The organism is Luteimonas sp. FCS-9 (assembly GCF_001014645.1).
Lineage (GTDB): Bacteria > Pseudomonadota > Gammaproteobacteria > Xanthomonadales > Xanthomonadaceae > Luteimonas.
The window spans coordinates 92,860-109,614 of sequence record NZ_LASZ01000010.1 but is presented as its reverse complement, the minus strand read 5'-3'; the positions used below and the strand labels follow the sequence as shown (position 1 = coordinate 109,614).

Annotated in this window: 12 protein-coding genes; 4 read left to right on the top strand and 8 right to left on the bottom strand. The window is 71.4% G+C overall.

Annotated features, from left to right (window positions below; genetic code table 11):
• Nucleotide 1 precedes the first annotated feature (1 nt).
• The 4 genes from napE to bla all read right to left on the bottom strand — a co-directional run bounded on the left by napE (nucleotide 2) and on the right by bla (nucleotide 3,575).
• Complete coding sequence (gene napE / locus WQ56_RS10545; protein ID WP_047137069.1) at nucleotides 2–202, bottom strand: periplasmic nitrate reductase, NapE protein; 201 nt, start codon at nucleotides 200–202, stop codon at nucleotides 2–4.
• A 124-nt stretch (nucleotides 203–326) separates the two neighbouring features.
• The gene (gene aspS, locus WQ56_RS10540; protein WP_047137068.1) at nucleotides 327–2,138 is read right to left on the bottom strand and encodes an aspartate--tRNA ligase; all 1,812 of its coding nucleotides are present in this window, start codon (nucleotides 2,136–2,138) and stop codon (nucleotides 327–329) included.
• A 121-nt stretch (nucleotides 2,139–2,259) separates the two neighbouring features.
• Entirely contained in the window at nucleotides 2,260–2,601 is a 342-nt protein-coding gene (locus tag WQ56_RS10535) for a zinc ribbon domain-containing protein (RefSeq protein ID WP_047137105.1), read from the bottom strand.
• Nucleotides 2,602–2,774: 173 nt separating this feature from the next.
• Nucleotides 2,775–3,575 carry a class A beta-lactamase gene (gene bla / locus WQ56_RS10530; protein ID WP_231583401.1) on the bottom strand — a complete coding sequence of 267 codons (801 nt, stop codon included), beginning with the start codon at nucleotides 3,573–3,575 and terminating at the stop codon, nucleotides 2,775–2,777.
• Between the two features lie 234 nt (nucleotides 3,576–3,809).
• Between bla and WQ56_RS10525 the strand changes: the two genes are divergently transcribed.
• Complete coding sequence (locus WQ56_RS10525) at nucleotides 3,810–4,697, top strand: LysR family transcriptional regulator (RefSeq protein WP_047137066.1); 888 nt, start codon at nucleotides 3,810–3,812, stop codon at nucleotides 4,695–4,697.
• Between the two features lie 31 nt (nucleotides 4,698–4,728).
• Here the strand turns inward: WQ56_RS10525 and WQ56_RS10520 are convergent, their stop codons facing one another.
• Nucleotides 4,729–5,421, bottom strand: coding sequence for a hypothetical protein (locus WQ56_RS10520; protein ID WP_047137065.1), 693 nt, complete (start codon nucleotides 5,419–5,421; stop codon nucleotides 4,729–4,731).
• 59 nt (nucleotides 5,422–5,480) lie between these two features.
• Entirely contained in the window at nucleotides 5,481–7,433 is a 1,953-nt protein-coding gene (locus tag WQ56_RS10515) for an ABC-F family ATP-binding cassette domain-containing protein (RefSeq protein WP_047137064.1), read from the bottom strand.
• A 158-nt stretch (nucleotides 7,434–7,591) separates the two neighbouring features.
• Here WQ56_RS10515 and WQ56_RS10510 point away from each other — a divergent pair, with 158 nt between their 5' ends.
• Nucleotides 7,592–9,988 carry a TonB-dependent receptor gene (locus WQ56_RS10510; RefSeq protein ID WP_047137063.1) on the top strand — a complete coding sequence of 799 codons (2,397 nt, stop codon included), beginning with the start codon at nucleotides 7,592–7,594 and terminating at the stop codon, nucleotides 9,986–9,988.
• 308 nt (nucleotides 9,989–10,296) lie between these two features.
• Nucleotides 10,297–12,021 carry a YbaL family putative K(+) efflux transporter gene (ybaL, locus tag WQ56_RS10505; protein ID WP_047137062.1) on the top strand — a complete coding sequence of 575 codons (1,725 nt, stop codon included), beginning with the start codon at nucleotides 10,297–10,299 and terminating at the stop codon, nucleotides 12,019–12,021.
• A gap of 14 nt (nucleotides 12,022–12,035) precedes the next feature.
• On the opposite strand, the gene WQ56_RS10500 is transcribed toward ybaL, so the two are convergent.
• Entirely contained in the window at nucleotides 12,036–12,935 is a 900-nt protein-coding gene (locus tag WQ56_RS10500; protein WP_047137061.1) for a TIGR01777 family oxidoreductase, read from the bottom strand.
• A gap of 299 nt (nucleotides 12,936–13,234) precedes the next feature.
• Nucleotides 13,235–15,820, bottom strand: a complete 2,586-nt coding sequence (gene clpB, locus WQ56_RS10495; protein ID WP_047137060.1) for an ATP-dependent chaperone ClpB — start codon at nucleotides 15,818–15,820, stop codon at nucleotides 13,235–13,237.
• A gap of 161 nt (nucleotides 15,821–15,981) precedes the next feature.
• Between clpB and WQ56_RS10490 the strand changes: the two genes are divergently transcribed.
• On the top strand, nucleotides 15,982–16,707 hold the full coding sequence (locus tag WQ56_RS10490; protein WP_047137059.1) for a glutathione S-transferase: 726 nt from the start codon (nucleotides 15,982–15,984) through the stop codon (nucleotides 16,705–16,707).
• Nucleotides 16,708–16,755 lie beyond the last annotated feature (48 nt).

Sequence of the window (16,755 nt, the reverse complement as noted above, 5' to 3'; positions counted from 1 at the left end):
ACTAGTGGGTGGGCGGACCCGTGAAGATCTGCCAGAACCAGACGGAGAACCCGTAGCTGGCGACGATCAGCACCGACAGCACCGGGAACAGCACCACGGTGATGAACAGGAACAGCAGCAGTTCCTTGCGCTTGGCCCGGCGGTCGGCCGCCGGCGCGGCATGGGCGTCCAGGAGGGCAGCCTCCTGCTCGTTGGGCTTCATGGCAGTCCTGTCGGAGGAGGAAATCGTCGCGACCAAGGATACGGGACGACTGTGGACGTTTCGTTGATCGTGATCAACGCGCAGGCGCAACCAGCCGCGCACGGCGCGGCCGGCCATCGGGCGTTCAGCGCGGCGCGCGGACCTGCACGTGCACTTCGGCGAGCTGCGCGTCGGCGATCGGCGACGGCGCATCGGTCATCAGGCACTGCGCGCCGGTGGTCTTGGGGAACGCGATGACGTCGCGGATCGAGTCGGTACCGGCCATCAGCGCGGCGATGCGGTCGATACCGAACGCGATGCCGCCGTGCGGCGGCGCGCCGTACTTCAACGCATCGAGCAGGAAGCCAAACTTGGCCTGGGCCTCCTCGGCGCCGATGCCCAGCAGCTCGAACACCGCCGACTGCATCGAGGACCGGTGGATGCGGATCGAACCGCCGCCGATCTCGTTGCCGTTGAGCACCATGTCGTAGCCACGCGAGACCGCGGTGGCGGCATTGGCGCGCAGGTCGGCCTCGTCGTCGACCGCCGGTGCGGTGAACGGGTGGTGCAGCGCCACGTAGCGCTGCGCCTCATCGTCCCATTCGAACATCGGGAAATCGGTGACCCACAGCGGCCGCCAGCCCTCGGCGACCAGGCCGAAGTCCTTGCCGGCCTTCAGGCGCACCGCGCCCATGAAGTCGCTGACGGTCGAATACTTGCCGGCGCCGAAGAACACCAGGTCGCCGTTGCCGGCACCGACGTGCGACACCAGCGCCGCGAACGCGGCCTCGTCGAAGAACTTCTGGATCGGCGACGACACCTCGCCCGTCTCGGAGATCTTGATGTAGGCCAGGCCCTTGGCGCCGTACTTGCCGGCATGGGTGGCGTAGTCGTCGATCTGCTTGCGGCTCAGCGACGCGCCACCGGGGATGCGCAGCGCGCACACCCGGCCACCGGCGTCGGCGGCCGGGCCGGCGAACACCGCGAAGCCGCAATCCCTGACCAGCTCGGCCACGTCGACCAGTTCCAGGTCGATGCGCAGGTCCGGCTTGTCGGAGCCGTAGCGACGCATCGCCTCGGCCCAGGTCATGCGCGGGAACTGCGCGTCGAGCTCGACGCCGGCGACCTCGCGGAACACGTCGCGGATCATCGCCTCGACCGTGTCCTGCACGTCGCGCTCCGACACCCACGCGAACTCCATGTCCAGCTGGGTGAATTCAAGCTGGCGGTCGGCGCGCAGCGCCTCGTCGCGGAAGCAGCGCGCGATCTGGTAGTAGCGGTCGAAGCCGGCCATCATCAGGATCTGCTTGAACAGCTGCGGCGACTGCGGCAACGCGTAGAACTCGCCCGGGTGCATGCGCGCGGGCACCAGGAAGTCGCGTGCGCCCTCGGGCGTGGCCTTGGTCAGGATCGGCGTCTCGATGTCCTGGAAGCCGCGCGCGTCGAGCCAGTGGCGCAGCGCGCTGACCAGCTTCGTGCGCGTGCGCATGCGGCGCTGCATCTGCGGATGCCGCAGGTCCAGATAGCGGTACTTGAGCCGCGTCTCCTCGCCCGGGTTCTCGTGGTGGTGGAACGGCAGCGGCTCGGCCTTGTTCAGCACCTCGATGGTCTGCGCGACGATCTCGACCTGCCCGGTCGGGATCTTCGCGTTGACCGCGTGCCGGCGCCGGACGGTCCCGGTGATGCGCAGGCAGTCCTCGTAGCCCACCTGCTCGGCGGTCGAGAGCACCGCGGCGTTGCCCGGGCCGGCCGCTCCCGGCGTCCTGCCTCCCGCGGCACTCGCACGTCCATGTGCATCGTCCGACGGTTCGGCGACGACCTGGACGATGCCCTCGTGGTCGCGCAGATCGATGAAGCAGACGCCGCCGAGGTTGCGGGCGACATCGGCCCAGCCGCACAGGGTGACGGTCTGGCCGATCAGCGCCTCGTCGACGAGGCCGCAGAAATGGGTACGCATGGACACTCCGGACACGGAATACACGAAAGACGGACCGCCGGGCGGGCGGAACCCGATAGTGTAATCCGTGTCCGCCGGTCCGCGTGCGCCTGCGCGCGGCGCGGCAGGCCGGGCGGAAGCGTCAGTCGGCCGCGGCAGGCTTAGCGGCGGGCTTGGCGTCCGCCTTCTTCGCGTCGGGCTTGGGTGTGGCGGCCTCGGTCTTGCCCGCTGCCGGCGCGGCCGCGGCGTCGCCGGCCGGCTTCGCGCCGTCGCCGCCGGCCAGGTTGCGCTTCTTGTCGCCGTCCTTCTTGAAGTCGGTCTCGTACCAGCCGCTGCCGGCCAGGCGGAACGCCGGCGCGGTGAGCTGGCGCTTGATCGCCGTCGCGCCGCAGGCCGGGCACGTCTCGGGATCGGGGTCGGAGAGCTTCTGCAGGCGGTCGAAGCTGTGGCCGCAGTCGGCGCACTGGAAGGCGTAGATCGGCATGGCGGAGGACTTGATGGAGGCGTGCTGGAGGATCGGGACCGCGGACATGCGGTCGGCCCCCGGCCGCTTCAAGCCGGCCGGGGACGCGATTGTGCGGGATTTTCGCAGGATGCGGACGGCGCCGTGCCGGTGCGATGCGGCAGCGCCCCGCCATTGGCGCCCGGGGACCGGCCTCAGGTCGCCAGGTGCGGCGCCACCAGTTCGGTGGCCCGGCGCAGCACTGCATCGCGCGCGCCGGCCTGCAGCGGCGAGCCCTGCAGGTACAGCGCCAGCAGCCACGGCACCCCGCCGCCCGGCGGCCAGAGCACCGCGATGTCGTTGCTCACGCCCGCCATGCCTCCCGTCTTGTCCCCGACCCGCCAGCCGGCCGGCATGCCGGCGCGGATCCGAGCATCGCCGGTCCGGTTCTCGATCAACCAGTCGGCCAGCTGCAGCCGAGACGGCCGCGACAGGGCGTCGTCGAGCACGAAGCGCGCGAGGTTGCGTGCCATCGTGTCAGGCGAGGTCGTGCTCGCGCCTTCGGCAATGCCGTCGGTGCGGGTGTCCGCGTCCCCGTGCCGGCGCAGGAACGCCTGCAGGCCCGGCGCGCCGCCCACCAGCGGCAGCAGCAGCCCGACGGCCGGGTTGTCGCTCCACACCATGCTGCCACGGCACAGGTCGCGCACGGTCATGTCCTTGCCGACATGCCGCCCCGTCACCGAGGCGCCCGACCGGATGTCCTGCGCGCGCACCGCAATCCGGTCGTCCAGCGACAGCGCACCGGCATCGGCCTGCGCCAGGACGGCAGCGGACAACGCGAACTTGATCGTGCTGGCGGTCGGGAACGATTCGCGCGCGCGATGGGCCACGACCCGTCTGCGGTCGGGGCCCAGCAGACACAGTCCCAGCCGTCCACCGCTGGCCGCTTCCAGGCTCCCGATATCCCCGGCCGCCTGCAGACTCGCCGGAATATCCGGGCGCGACCGCGCCAACATCGGTGTTGCGGCAGCCAGCAGGGCCGCGCCGCCCGTGGCCTTCAGAAACGCGCGTCTTCCCTTCATCGACTCTTCTCCAGTGGCAGGAGCGATCGAGTGTGGTGCGCGCCCGGACGCCGGACCAGCGCGTTTATCGGAGGCCAGCCCCCATCAAAACTCATGGCTGCCTGCAGCGCCCTGCAGTTTCCGGCCGACCCGTGCGACCATCCATCGATCCCGCTCATCCCTGCGCCCATGTCCCGCCCGCCGTTGCCGCTCAATGCGCTACGCGCCTTCGAGGCGGCCGCGCGCCACCAGAACCTGACCCGCGCCGCGCTCGAGCTGTGCGTGAGCCAGGCCGCGCTCAGCCACCAGATCCGCGGCCTGGAGGACCGGCTCGGCGTCCGGCTGTTCCACCGCCTGCCGCGCGGCGTCGCGCTGACCGACGAGGCCGCGGCGCTCTATCCGGTGCTCAACGACGCCTTCGACCGCATCGCGACAGCGGTGCAGCGCGCGAGCGGCACCGCGACGCGCGAGGTGCTGAGCCTGGGCATCGTCGGCACGTTCGCCACCGGCTGGCTGCTGCCGCGGCTGCCCGCGTTCGAGGCCACCCACCCGCAGGTCGAGCTGCGCCTGCAGACCCACAACAACCGCATCGACCTGGCCAGCGAAGGGCTGGACGCGGCGGTGCGGTTCGGCGACGGCGACTGGCAGGGCCTGGCCTGCACGCCGGTCGTCGACACGCTGTTCGCCCCGGTCTGCGCGCCGACGCTCGCGCGCAGGCTGGCGACGCCGCACGACCTCGACCGCACGACGCTGCTGCGCTCCTACCGCACCGACGAATGGCCGCGCTGGCTGGCGGCGGCGGGCGCCGCCGGCCCGGAGGCGCGCGGGCCGGTGTTCGATTCCTCGCTGGCGCTGGCCGGTGCCGCGGCGGCCGGTGCCGGCGTGGCGCTGCTGCCGCTGGCGATGTTCGAGCGCGAACTGCGCGACGGCCGGCTGGTGCAGCCCTTCGAGACCGGCATCGCGCTCGGTCGCTACTGGTTGACCCGGCTGCGCTCGCGGCCCGAACCGCCGCCGCTCAAGCAGTTCCGGCTCTGGCTGCAGGCGCAGCGGGCGCTCGTGCCGGCACGGGCGCCGTGACCGGTCGCCCGCGGCCGCCTTGCGCGGGCGGTCAGTAGCCCCAGGGCGTCGGCGGGGCGGCGACGGTCTTGGTCAGGTCGAACTCGACCTGGAACTTGCGGCCGCCCGGGCGCGTGAGCTCGTAGACGAAGCGCTGGCCGGGATGGATCTCCATCGCCCAGGTGTTGGTGACCGAATCGGCCAGGCCTTGCTGCTCGAACAGCGCGACAGACTCGGCGTCGACCGGGAATTCCTGGCGCTGGTCGGTGCCTGCGTTCTGGGTCTCGCCGCCGTACATCGTCAACGGATCGTCGCTGCCATCGGGCTTGCGGTGGTCGTGCTTGAGCTGCAGGCCGTGCTCGGTGCGGGTCAGGATCCAGGTGCGCGAATGGTCGTCGCCGACGTGGAACGGGATCCGCAGTTCGCGCGCCTTGTCGCTGCAGCCGCGCACGTGCATCACCAGCTCCTTGCCCTCGAACGGATCGGGCGCGGCGTCGGGCGCGGGTGCCGGCTCGTTGGCGACGATGCGGCCGGCGAACGCCTCGCCGCAGTGGCGGGCGATCGCGGCCAGGAACGCATCGGCGGGCACGCGCTCGCGCGCGGCTTCCTCGGCGGCGGCCGCCGCAGCGGCGTCGGCGGTCGGGTTGGCCGGCGGCGGACGGGTGTCGGCGGGCGGTTCGGTGTTGCCGCAGGCGGCGAGCAGCACGGCGGCGGACAGGGCGGTCGGGATCAGGAGTCGGTTCATCGCGCCACCCTACCCGGCCACGCCGCGCACCGGCAACCCGGGGCGACCCGAGCGGGCCCTCAGGCGTCGTAGAGCGCCAGCAGCTCGGCCTCGGCGGTGTCCAGTTCGCCGCGCAGCGCCGCCTGCCGCTGCCCCAGTTCGGCCACGCGCGGGCCGTCGGTGTAGGTCGCCGGCTCGGCCAGCGCGGCCTCGATCCGCGCCAGTTCGGCCTCGAGCTCGGCGACCCGCGACTCGACCTTCTGCAGCCGGTGCGGATTGACCTTCGCGCGCGGCGCCTGGCGGGCCGGCGGCGCGGGCGCGGCCTCGGCGACCGGGGTGGCCGCAGGCGTGCGCAGCTCGCCGGCGTTGCCGCGCGCGCGCAGCCACGCCGCGTACTCGTCGAGGTCGCCGTCGAACGGCACGACCGCGCCGTCGGCCACCCGCCAGTAGGTGTCGCTGACCAGGCCGATGAGGTGCCGGTCGTGCGAGACCAGCACGATCGCGCCGGGGAAGTCGCTCAGCGCCTCGGCCAACGCCTCGCGCATCTCCAGGTCGAGATGGTTGGTCGGTTCGTCGAGCAGCAGCACGTTGGGCTGCAGCCAGGCGATCAGCGCCAGCGCCAGCCGCGCGCGCTCGCCGCCCGAGAAGCCGTCGATGCTCTCGAACGCGCGGTCGCCGGGGAAGCTCCACTTGCCCAGGAAATCGCGGAACGCCTGGGTGGCGACGTTGGGCGAGAGCTCGCGCAGGTGGTCGATCGGCGAGGTGCCCGCGACCAGCGATTCGACCGTGTGCTGGGCGAAGTAGCCGATCCGCAGATCCGGGTGCGCGTACCGCTCGCCGGCCAGCAGCGGCAGATCGCCGACCAGCGACTTGACCAGCGTCGACTTGCCGGCGCCGTTGGGGCCCAGCAGGCCGATGCGGTCGCCCGCCTCGAGGCCGAAGCCGACGTCGTCGAGAATGACGACGTGGGCCTTCGCCCCGGGATCGGGGATCGGGGATTGGGGATTGGAGACAGCCCGCGCTTCCGAATCCCGATTCGCGAATCCCGGATCCCGCCCCCCCGCGGCATAGCCGCAGACGCCGTCGTTGATCCGCAGCAGCGCGTGCGGCAGCTTCAGCGGCTGCGGGAAGTCGATCCGCACCTCGCGTTCGGCGCGCACCGCCTCGGTGTCGGCGAGCTTGGCCAGGCGCTTGACCCGCGACTGCGCCTGCTTGGCCTTCGCCGCGCTGGCCTTGAAGCGGTCGATGAACTTCTGCAGGTGCGCACGCTCGGCCTGGGTCTTTTCGTGGGTGATCTGCTGCAGGCGCAGCTGCTCGGCGCGCTGGCGCTCGAACGCGGTGAAGTTGCCGGTGTAGAGCTTCGCGCCGCCGCCGTGCAGGTGCAGCGTGTGGGTGCAGACGTTGTCGAGGAACTCGCGGTCGTGGCTGATCAGCAGCAGCGTGCCGGGGTACTTGAGCAGCCACTGCTCCAGCCACAGCACCGCGTCGAGGTCGAGATGGTTGGTCGGCTCGTCGAGCAGCAGCAGGTCGCTGGGCGTCATCAGCGCGCGCGCCAGGTTCAGGCGCACGCGCCAGCCGCCGGAGAACGTCGCGACCGCGCGCTGGTGGGTCTCGGCCGGGAAGCCCAGGCCGTGCAGCAGCTTGCCGGCGCGCGCGGTGGCGTCGTAGGCGCCGAGTTCGGCCATGCGCACGTGCGCCTCGGCGACGGCTTCCCAGTCCTCGGCGGCCATCGCGGCGGCCTCGGCCCGGAGCACCTCGGACACCGCGGCATCGCCGCCGAGCACGAACTCGATCGCCGGATCGGGCAGCGACGGCAGTTCCTGGGCGATGCTCGCCACGCGCACGCGGTTGGGCAGGTCGAGGTCGCCCCGGTCGGCCTCGACCTCGCCGCGCACGGCCGCGAACAGCGAGGACTTGCCGGCCCCGTTGCGGCCGACAACGCCGGCGCGCCAGCCCGAGTGCAGCGTGAGGTCGACGTCGGACAGCAGCAGGCGTTCGCCGCGCCGCAGGGCGAAATTCTTGAAGGAGATCATCCACCGATTTTACAGGACCCCGGCCCCGCGCCCCCGGGATGAATGCGATCGTCCCAAAAAAGGAACAATCGAAACCTATTCCTGGCTGCATTGACGCCTTTGAAACACGCCTGTTAAATCGCCATTAACACCTGCCCTCCCCCGGATCGAGGTCCGCCATGCCCCGCCATCGCCTCACCCTTGCCGTGCTCGCCGCATTGCTGCCGGTCGCCCCCGCCGCGCTCGCGCAGGACGCCGGCCCCCAGACGCGCACCTCCACCCTCGACACGCTGATCGTCACCGGCACACGGGTCAGCGACCGCACGGTCGCCGAGTCGCAGTCGCCGATCGACATCATCACTGCGGAGTCGCTGCAGGCCACCGGTACGACCGAACTGGCGACCGCGCTGGCGCGCGCGCTGCCGTCGCTGAACTTCCCGCGACCTGCGCTGGTCGACGGCTCCTCGGCGATCCGCCCGGCGCAGCTGCGCGGCCTCTCGCCCGACCAGGTGCTGGTGCTGGTCAACGGCAAGCGCCGGCACGCCTCGTCGCTGCTCAACCTCAACGGCACGATCGGCCGCGGCTCGGCCCCGGTCGACCTCAACACGATCCCGGTCTCGGCGATCGAGCGCGTCGAGGTGCTGCGCGACGGCGCCTCGGCGCAGTACGGCTCGGACGCGATCGCCGGCGTGGTCAACATCGTGCTCAAGGGCGCCTCGCAGGGCGGCAGCCTGGCGGTGAACCTGGGCCAGTACTCGGCCGGCGACGGCACCCAGCACCAGATCGCCGGCGACACCGGCCTGGCGCTGGGCGAGCGCGGCTTCCTGCACCTGTCGGCCCAGGTCGGCCAGCAGGAGGCGACCAACCGGGCGCGCCCGTTCGCTGGCACCCCGGGCCCGACCCAGCCCGCGCTCGGCCAGAAGGCGTTCGTGATCGGCGAGCCGGAAGTCGACTTCGGCGCGGTCGGCTTCAACACCGACATCGCGCTGACCGACGCGATCAGCCTCTACGGCTTCGGCACGGCCAGCAACCGCGACGTCACCTCATTCGCGTTCTTCCGCGCCCCGGCCAACCCGACCCAGAACATCCGCAGCATCCACCCCGACGGCTTCCTGCCGGAGATCAACAACATCTCCAAGGACCGCTCGATCGTCGCCGGCCTCAAGGGCCACACCGCGGGCGAGTGGAACTGGGACCTGAGCTACAACTACGGCTACAACCGGTTGGAGTTCTACACCCGCAACTCGCTCAACGCGAGCCTGGGCCCCGACTCGCCGACGTCCTTCTACGACGGCGCGCTGGAGACCACGCAGAACATCGTCAACTTCGACGTCAGCCGGCAGTTCGACTGGGGCCTGGCCTATCCGGTGACGCTGGCCTTCGGCGCCGAGGGCCGCAACGAGAAGTGGAACCAGTCGCCGGGCGAACCGGGCTCGTACATCGATGCGGGTGCCGGCGTGCCCGGCGCAGGGGCCGGCGCGCAGGGCTTCGGCGGGTTCGCGCCCGGCATCGCCGGCGCCTACGACCGCGACAGCCACGCGCTCTACGCGGACCTGGAGGCCGACTTGACCGAGAAGTTCTCCGGCGGCCTGGCCGCGCGCTGGGAGGACTACGACGATTTCGGCAGCCAGCTGTCGGGCAAGCTGTCGGCGCGCTACGCGTTCACCGACGCGGTCGCGCTGCGCGGCACGGTGTCGAGCGGCTTCCGCGCGCCTTCGCTGGCCCAGCAGTACTTCCAGACCGTGAGCACGGTGTTCCTGCCGGGCATCGCCACGCCGTTCGAGATCCGCACCTTCCCGGCCAGCAGCGCGGTCGCGCAGGCCTTCGGCGCCGAGCCGCTCAGGCCCGAGGAATCGCTGTCCTACAGCCTGGGCCTGGTGCTGCAGCCGGTCGACAACCTCTACGTCACCGTCGATGCGTACCAGATCGACGTCGACGACCGCATCGCGCTGTCGTCGAACCTGACCGGCGATGCGGTGCGCGCGCTGCTCGAGTCGCAGGGCATCACCGGCGTCAACGGCGGGCGCTACTTCACCAACGCCATCGACACCCGCACCCGCGGCGTGGACGTGGTCGGCACCTACCGCTGGGACCTGGCGGCCGGCAGCCTCGACCTGACCGCGGGCTACAACCACTCCAAGACCGAGATCACCCGCATCGCCGACAACCCGGCCGCGCTCGAGGCGATCGGCGTGGATCTGGAGCGCATCGACCGCGTCGAGGCCGGCCGCATCGAGCAGGGCTTCCCGCGCAACAAGCTGCTGCTGGCCAGCACCTGGAACGCCGCCGACTGGGGCTTCTCGCTGTCGACCACACGCTACGGCAGCGTGCGCACCACGCCCAACAACCCGGCGCTGGACCAGAAGTACGGGGCCAAGTGGCTGGTCGACGTCTCGGCGACGTACAAGCCGGGCGACAACTGGGCGCTGACGCTGGGCGCCGACAACGTGCTCAACGAGTACCCGGACGAGAACATCTTCGGCAACTCGACCAACGGGCAGTTCCCGTACAGCAACCTGTCGCCGTTCGGCTTCGGCGGCGCGTTCGGCTACGCGAAGATCGCCTACACCTGGTGACGCGGCGCCCGTGATCGCGGGCGCCACGATGCCCCGGCCCGCCGGGGCATCGTCCCCTAGGCGCGACGGATACCTCACCGTAGGAGCGCGCTTGCGCGCGATGGGGCTTCGACGGGACAACCTCAATCGCGCGCAAGCGCGCTCCTACAGGAGGGATGATCCGGTATCGCGCGCCTGCGGGGGAATAGCCCGATCGCCCGCAAGCGCGTCTGCAGGCAATCCGACCGGCGGACAACCGGACATCGCGCCGCTTGCCCGCGTCACGACGCGTCGGCGACACTGCACGACCGATTTCGCGCCCTTCCCCGATGCCGCACAACACCGACCTGATCAACATCGTCGCCGTCGGCCTGGGCATGGCGTTCGTGTTCGGCGCGCTCGCCAACCGCCTGCGGCTCTCGCCGCTGGTCGGGTATCTGGTCGCCGGCATCCTCGTCGGCCCGTACACGCCCGGCTTCGTCGCCGATCAGGCGCTGGCCGACCAGCTCGCCGAGATCGGCGTGATGCTGCTGATGTTCGGCGTCGGCCTGCATTTCTCGCTCAAGGACCTGCTCGACGTGAAGTCGATCGCGATCCCGGGCGCGTTGACCCAGATCACCGTGGCGACCCTGCTGGGCTGGGGCCTGGCGGCGCTGATGGGCTGGCCGACGGTCCAGGGCATCGTCTTCGGCTTCGCGCTCGCGACCGCCAGCACCGTGGTGCTGCTGCGGGCGATGGAGGAGCGGCGGCTGCTCGACACCACGCGCGGCAAGATCGCGGTCGGCTGGCTGATCGTCGAGGACCTGGCCTGCGTGATCGCCCTGGTGCTGATGCCGGTGCTGGCCGACGTGGTCCACAACAGCGGCGGCGAACAGACGACGGTCGGCTCGGTGCTGCTGAGCGTGGGCTGGACGCTGCTCAAGGTCGCGATGTTCGTCGCGGTGATGCTGCTGGTCGGCCGCCGGGTGATCCCGTGGATCCTCGAGCGCATCGCCGGTACCGGCTCGCGCGAGCTGTTCACGCTGTCGGTGCTGGCGATCGCGCTGGGCGTGGCGTTCGGCTCGGCGGCGATCTTCAGCGTGTCGTTCGCGCTCGGCGCGTTCTTCGCCGGCATGCTGCTCAACGAATCGGAGCTCAGCCACAAGGCCGCGAACGACTCGCTCCCGCTTCGCGACGCGTTCGCGGTGCTGTTCTTCGTGTCGGTCGGCATGCTGTTCGACCCGCGCATCCTGCTGGTGCACCCCTGGCAGGTGCTCGCGACGGCGCTGATCATCATCTTCGGCAAGTCGGCGGCCGCGTTCCTGATCGTGCGTGCGTTCAAGCACCCGACCAGCACGGCGCTGACGATCTCCGCCAGCCTGGCGCAGATCGGCGAATTCGCCTTCATCATCGCCGGGCTCGGCGTGGCGCTGGAGATCCTGCCGCCCGACGGCCGCTCGCTGGTGCTCGCCGGCGCGCTGATCTCGATCATGGCCAACCCGCTGATCTTCGGCCTGCTCGACAGCTGGCAGGCGCGGCGCGCCGCGGCGGCCGCAGCGGCGGCGCCCGAGCCCGCGCAGCCGATCCAGGCGATCCCGGCCGACCTGCGCGGCCACGCGATCCTGGTCGGCTACGGACGCGTCGGCCGCCAGCTGGCCGAGCTGCTGCAGCAACGCGAGGTGCCGCTGGTGATCGTCGAGGACGATCCCGATCTGGTGCGCAAGGCCCGCGACCGCGGCCTGCTCGTGGTCCGCGGCAACGTCGCCTCCGAGCCGGTGATGCGCGACGCCGCACCCGAGCGCGCGGCGCTGGCGATCTTCGCGATCCCGCAGGCACTCGAGGCGGGCGAGGCGATCGAGCGCATGAAGGCCATCAACCCGGGCATCACCGTGCTGGCGCGCGCGCACAGCGACGGCGAGGTGCGCCACCTGCTCGAGCACGGCGCCGACGGCGCGGTGCTGGCCGAGCGCGAACTGGCCTACTCGCTGGCCGAGATGGTCATGTCGACGCCGCCGTTCCGTCCCGTGCGGCCGGGCAGCGAGGCCGCCGCGCCCCCGGCGTCGCAGCCGGGCTGAGCAGGTCGCTGCGCTCAGCGCAGTTCGGCGTCGAGGTACGGCCCCAGCCGGGGCCAGGCGAACGCGAACCCGGACGCCAGCAGCCGCGCCGGCAGCACGCGCTGGCCGTCCACCAGCAGGGTGGCCATCTCGCCCAGGCCCAGCGCGAGTGCGCGCGCCGGCACCGCCAGCAGCGCCGGACGCCGCAAGGCATCGGCCAGCGCGCGGGTGAAGCCGGTGTTGTCGACGGGCTCGGGCGCGGTGAGATTGAACGCGCCGACAGGCGCCTGCGCGTCGCCGCGCAGATGCGCATGCAGCAGCGCGAGCACCGCCGACACCCAGTCCTCGCGCGCGATCCAGCTCAGCATCTGCCGACCGTCGCCGAGTCGCGCGCCGAGGCCGAACCGGAACGGCGGCAGCAGCCGCTGCAGCATGCCGCCGTCGGGATGCAGCACCACGCCGGTCCGCAGCCGCACGACCGGCACCCGGTCCTCGGCGGCGCGCGCCGCCGCTTCCCATTCCTCGCACAGGCGATGCTGGAATTCGTCGTGCGGCGCGCCGTCCTCGTCCAGCGGCGCGTCGCCCTGGGCGCCGTACCAGCCGACCGCCGAACCGCTCAGCAGCACCCGCGGCGGCGCGTGCACCGAACGGATCCAGTCGACGACCACGCGCGTGGGGATCGCCCGGCTGTCGCGCAGCACCTGCTTGCGCGCCGGGCTCCAGCGGCGGTCGGCGATCCCGGCGCCGGCGAGGTTGACGACCGCATCGAAACGGTCGTCCGACCACAGCGCGGCGTAGTCGCGCACCTCGACGCCGGCCGGGGCCGGTGTCGAGGCCCGGCGCGAGAGCCAGGTCACACGCGCGCCGTCGCGCTGCAGCGCGCCGGTCAGCGCGCCGCCGAGAAAACCGCTGCCGCCGGTGATCAGGATGTGCATGCGTGGGCCCCGTCGCGTTGCCCGGATGCTCGCGCGGGGGTGGGGAAGCGGGCGTCAAGGTGGTGGCGAACAGCGCTTCGGCTGGTTGAAGGGCTGGACATTGGGAGGGCCCGTGCCCCCACCCGGCGCGCCAGGGGCGCGCCGACCTCCCCCGCGGGCGGGGGAGGTGTGGGCGACGTGACCACGCCCACGACTGGCGAGTGCGCGTTCCCCGCGCGCGGGGGAGGTGTCCGTATCCGCTCGCGCTGAGACCGCGCGACCGGTGGAGGAAGCGCAGGCAGCGGGCGCGCCGGCGGTGGTCAGGCCTTCGCGAAGCCCAGTTCGCTGCCGGCGGCGTCGACGGCGATCGTGTCGCCGCTGGCGAACTCGCCGGCGAGGATCCTCGAGGCCAGCGGGTTCTCGAGCTGCTGCTGGATCGCGCGCTTGAGCGGGCGGGCGCCGTAGACCGGGTCGAAGCCGACGTTGCCCAGCAGGTCGAACGCCGCGTCTGAGACCTCGATGCGCAGTCCGCGTTCGGCCAGGCGCTTTTCCAGCCCGCGCATCTGGATCTTCGCGATCTCGCGGATCTGGGCCTTGCGCAGCGGGTGGAACACGACGATGTCGTCGAGCCGGTTGATGAACTCGGGCCGGAAGTGCGCCTGCACCACGCCCATCACCGCCGCCTTCATCTGCGTGTAGGCCTCGGCCGAATCGTCGCCGGCGAGCTCCTGGATCTGGTGCGAGCCGAGGTTGGAGGTCATCACGATCACCGCATTGCGGAAGTCGACCGTGCGCCCCTGGCCGTCGGTCAGGCGGCCGTCGTCGAGCACCTGCAGCAGGATGTTGAACACGTCGGGATGCGCCTTCTCGACCTCGTCGAGCAGGATCACGCTGTACGGGCGCCGGCGCACCGCTTCGGTCAGGTAGCCGCCTTCCTCGTAGCCGACGTAGCCCGGAGGCGCGCCGATCAGCCGGGCGACCGAATGCTTCTCCATGAACTCGCTCATGTCGATGCGCACCATCGCGTCCTGGCTGTCGAACAGGAACTCGGCCAGCGCCTTGCACAGCTCGGTCTTGCCGACGCCGGTCGGGCCCAGGAACAGGAACGAGCCGGTCGGCCGGTCGGGATCGGACAGGCCGGCACGCGAGCGGCGCACCGAATCGGACACGACCTTGATCGCCTCCTCCTGGCCGACGACGCGCGCATGCAGCTGCGACTCCATCGCCAGCAGCTTCTCGCGCTCGCCCTCGAGCATCTTGCTGACCGGGATGCCGGTCCAGCGCGCGACGACCTGCGCGATCTCCTCGGCGGTGACCTTGTCCTGCAGCAGCTGGAAGCCCTGGGTCTCGGCCTCCTGCGCGGCCTTGAGCTGCTTTTCCAGCTCCGGGATGCGCCCGTACTGGATCTCGCTCATGCGCGCGTAATCCTGCGTGCGCTGCGCCGATTCGAGGTCGAGCTTGGCGGCCTCGATCTGCTCCTTGATCCTGGTCGCGCCCTGCACCGTGGCCTTCTCGGCCTTCCAGACCTCCTCCAGGTCGTTGTACTCGCGCTCGAGCGTGCCGATCTCGGCCTCGAGGTCGGACAGGCGCTGCTTCGACTCGGCGTCCTTCTCCTTCTTCAGCGCCTCGCGCTGGATCTTGAGCTGGATCAGTCGACGCTCCTTGCGGTCGAGCTCCTCGGGCTTGGAATCGATCTCCATGCGGATGCGGCTGGCCGCCTCGTCCATCAGGTCGATGGCCTTGTCGGGCAGCTGGCGGTCGGCGATGTAGCGGTTGGACAGCGTCGCCGCGGCGACGATCGCCGGGTCGGTGATCTCCACGCCGTGGTGCACGGCATAGCGTTCCTTGAGCCCGCGCAGGATCGCGATCGTGTCCTCGACGCTGGGTTCGCCGACGAACACCTTCTGGAAGCGGCGTTCGAGCGCGGCGTCCTTCTCGACGTACTTGCGGTACTCGTCGAGCGTGGTCGCGCCGATGCAGTGCAGCTCGCCGCGCGCCAGCGCCGGCTTGAGCATGTTGCCCGCGTCCATCGCGCCATCGGCCTTGCCGGCGCCGACCATCGTGTGCAGTTCGTCGATGAACAGGATGATCTGGCCCTCGTTCTTGGCCAGGTCGCCCAGCACGCCCTTCAGGCGCTCCTCGAACTCGCCGCGGTACTTGGCGCCGGCGATCAGCGCGCCCATGTCGAGCGAGAGCACGCGCTTGCCGCGCAGGCCCTCGGGCACCTCGCCGTTGACGATGCGCTGGGCCAGGCCCTCGACGATCGCGGTCTTGCCCACGCCCGGCTCGCCGATCAGCACTGGGTTGTTCTTGGTGCGCCGCTGCAGCACCTGCACCGTACGGCGGATCTCCTCGTCGCGGCCGACGACCGGGTCGAGCTTGCCGCTCTCGGCGCGCGCGGTCAGGTCGATCGTGTACTTCTCCAGCGCCTGGCGCGCATCCTCGGCGTTCTCGTCCTGGACGCTCTCGCCGCCGCGGACCTTCGCGATCGCGGCCTCGAGCCGGGCCTTGTCCGCGCCGGCGGCCTTCAGCGCCTTGCCCGCGTCACCGCCATCGTCGAGCGCAGCGAGCACGAACAGTTCGGACGCGATGAAGGCGTCGCCGCGCTGCTGGGCGAGCTTGTCGGTCACGTTGGGCAGGCGCGAGAGGTCGTTGCCGACCGACAGTTGGCCGGCCTGCCCGGTCACCTTGGGCATGCGCTCGAGCGCCTCGGTCAGCCGCTCGCGCAGCACCGGTACGTTGACACCGGCCTGGCCCAGCAGCGGCCGGGTGCCGCCGCCCTGCTGGTCGAGCAGCGCCAGCAGCAGGTGCGCCGGCTCGATGAAGTTGTGGTCGCGGCCCACGGCCAGCGACTGCGCGTCGGCCAGCGCCTGCTGGAAACGCGAGGTGAGCTTGTCCATCCGCATGACGGGTGTCCTCGAAGGGGGAGGCCGGCGCCTGCCGGCGATGTCCACCAGATGCGGCCGAAGCCGCCGGTTGCAAGCGCCGGCCCGGATGGGGCCGCGTCCTCACCCCGGCCATGCGCGGCCGGGGCCAGGATGGGGGTTTCCCCGCCTGGAGAGACGCCATGCACTACCGCCTCTACTACTGGAACGGCATCCAGGGACGCGGCGAGTTCGTGCGCCTGGCGCTGGAGGACGCCGGCGCCGACTACGTCGATGTGGTCCGCGAGCAGGGCGACGCGGCGATGGATGCGTTCCTGACCGGCCGAGCGATCGGACTGCGCCCGTTCGCCGCCCCGTTCCTGGAGGCCGGCGGGCAGGTCGTCGCCCAGGTCGCGGCGATCCTGCACTTTCTCGGCCCGCGGCTGGACCTGGTGCCCGACGACGCGCCGCGCCAACTGCAGGCGCTGCAACTGCAACTGACGATCGCCGACCTGGTGACCGAGGTCCACGACAGCCACCACCCGATCGCGAGCGCGGCGTACTACGAGGACCAGAAGGACGCGGCCGCCCGCCGTGCGGCCGACCTGCGCCGGCACCGGCTGCCGAAGTTCCTCGGCTACTTCGAGGCCGTGCTCGCGCAGGCCGGCGGCGTGCACGCGCTGGGGCGGCATTCCTATGTCGATCTGTCGCTGTTCCAACTGCTGCGTGGCCTCGACTACGCCTATCCAGACGCGATGGCGTCGCTGTCGCCGACACTGCCCGGGCTGCGCGCGCTCGAGGCGCGGATCGCCGAGCGGCCGAACATCGCCGCCTACCTGGCCTCGACCCGGCGGCTGCCGTTCAACACGCAGGGCATCTTCCGCCACTATCCCGAGCTCGACGGCGCGATCGTGCCTGACGAGGACTGACCGCGGCGCGGATTCACATCCGTTTATCGCCCGACACGCGATCATGCT

What these genes read in the sequence shown, in the direction of transcription:
- WQ56_RS10510 (WP_047137063.1), top strand. Translation starts at nt 7,592, where the DNA reads ATGCCCCGCCATCGCCTCACCCTTGCCGTGCTCGCCGCATTGCTGCCG.
- bla (WP_231583401.1), bottom strand. Translation starts at nt 3,575, where the DNA reads ATGTTGGCGCGGTCGCGCCCGGATATTCCGGCGAGTCTGCAGGCGGCC.
- WQ56_RS10490 (WP_047137059.1), top strand. Translation starts at nt 15,982, where the DNA reads ATGCACTACCGCCTCTACTACTGGAACGGCATCCAGGGACGCGGCGAG.
- ybaL (WP_047137062.1), top strand. Translation starts at nt 10,297, where the DNA reads ATGCCGCACAACACCGACCTGATCAACATCGTCGCCGTCGGCCTGGGC.
- aspS (WP_047137068.1), bottom strand. Translation starts at nt 2,138, where the DNA reads ATGCGTACCCATTTCTGCGGCCTCGTCGACGAGGCGCTGATCGGCCAG.
- napE (WP_047137069.1), bottom strand. Translation starts at nt 202, where the DNA reads ATGAAGCCCAACGAGCAGGAGGCTGCCCTCCTGGACGCCCATGCCGCG.
- WQ56_RS10525 (WP_047137066.1), top strand. Translation starts at nt 3,810, where the DNA reads ATGTCCCGCCCGCCGTTGCCGCTCAATGCGCTACGCGCCTTCGAGGCG.
- WQ56_RS10515 (WP_047137064.1), bottom strand. Translation starts at nt 7,433, where the DNA reads ATGATCTCCTTCAAGAATTTCGCCCTGCGGCGCGGCGAACGCCTGCTG.
- clpB (WP_047137060.1), bottom strand. Translation starts at nt 15,820, where the DNA reads ATGCGGATGGACAAGCTCACCTCGCGTTTCCAGCAGGCGCTGGCCGAC.
- WQ56_RS10520 (WP_047137065.1), bottom strand. Translation starts at nt 5,421, where the DNA reads ATGAACCGACTCCTGATCCCGACCGCCCTGTCCGCCGCCGTGCTGCTC.
- WQ56_RS10535 (WP_047137105.1), bottom strand. Translation starts at nt 2,601, where the DNA reads ATGCCGATCTACGCCTTCCAGTGCGCCGACTGCGGCCACAGCTTCGAC.
- WQ56_RS10500 (WP_047137061.1), bottom strand. Translation starts at nt 12,935, where the DNA reads ATGCACATCCTGATCACCGGCGGCAGCGGTTTTCTCGGCGGCGCGCTG.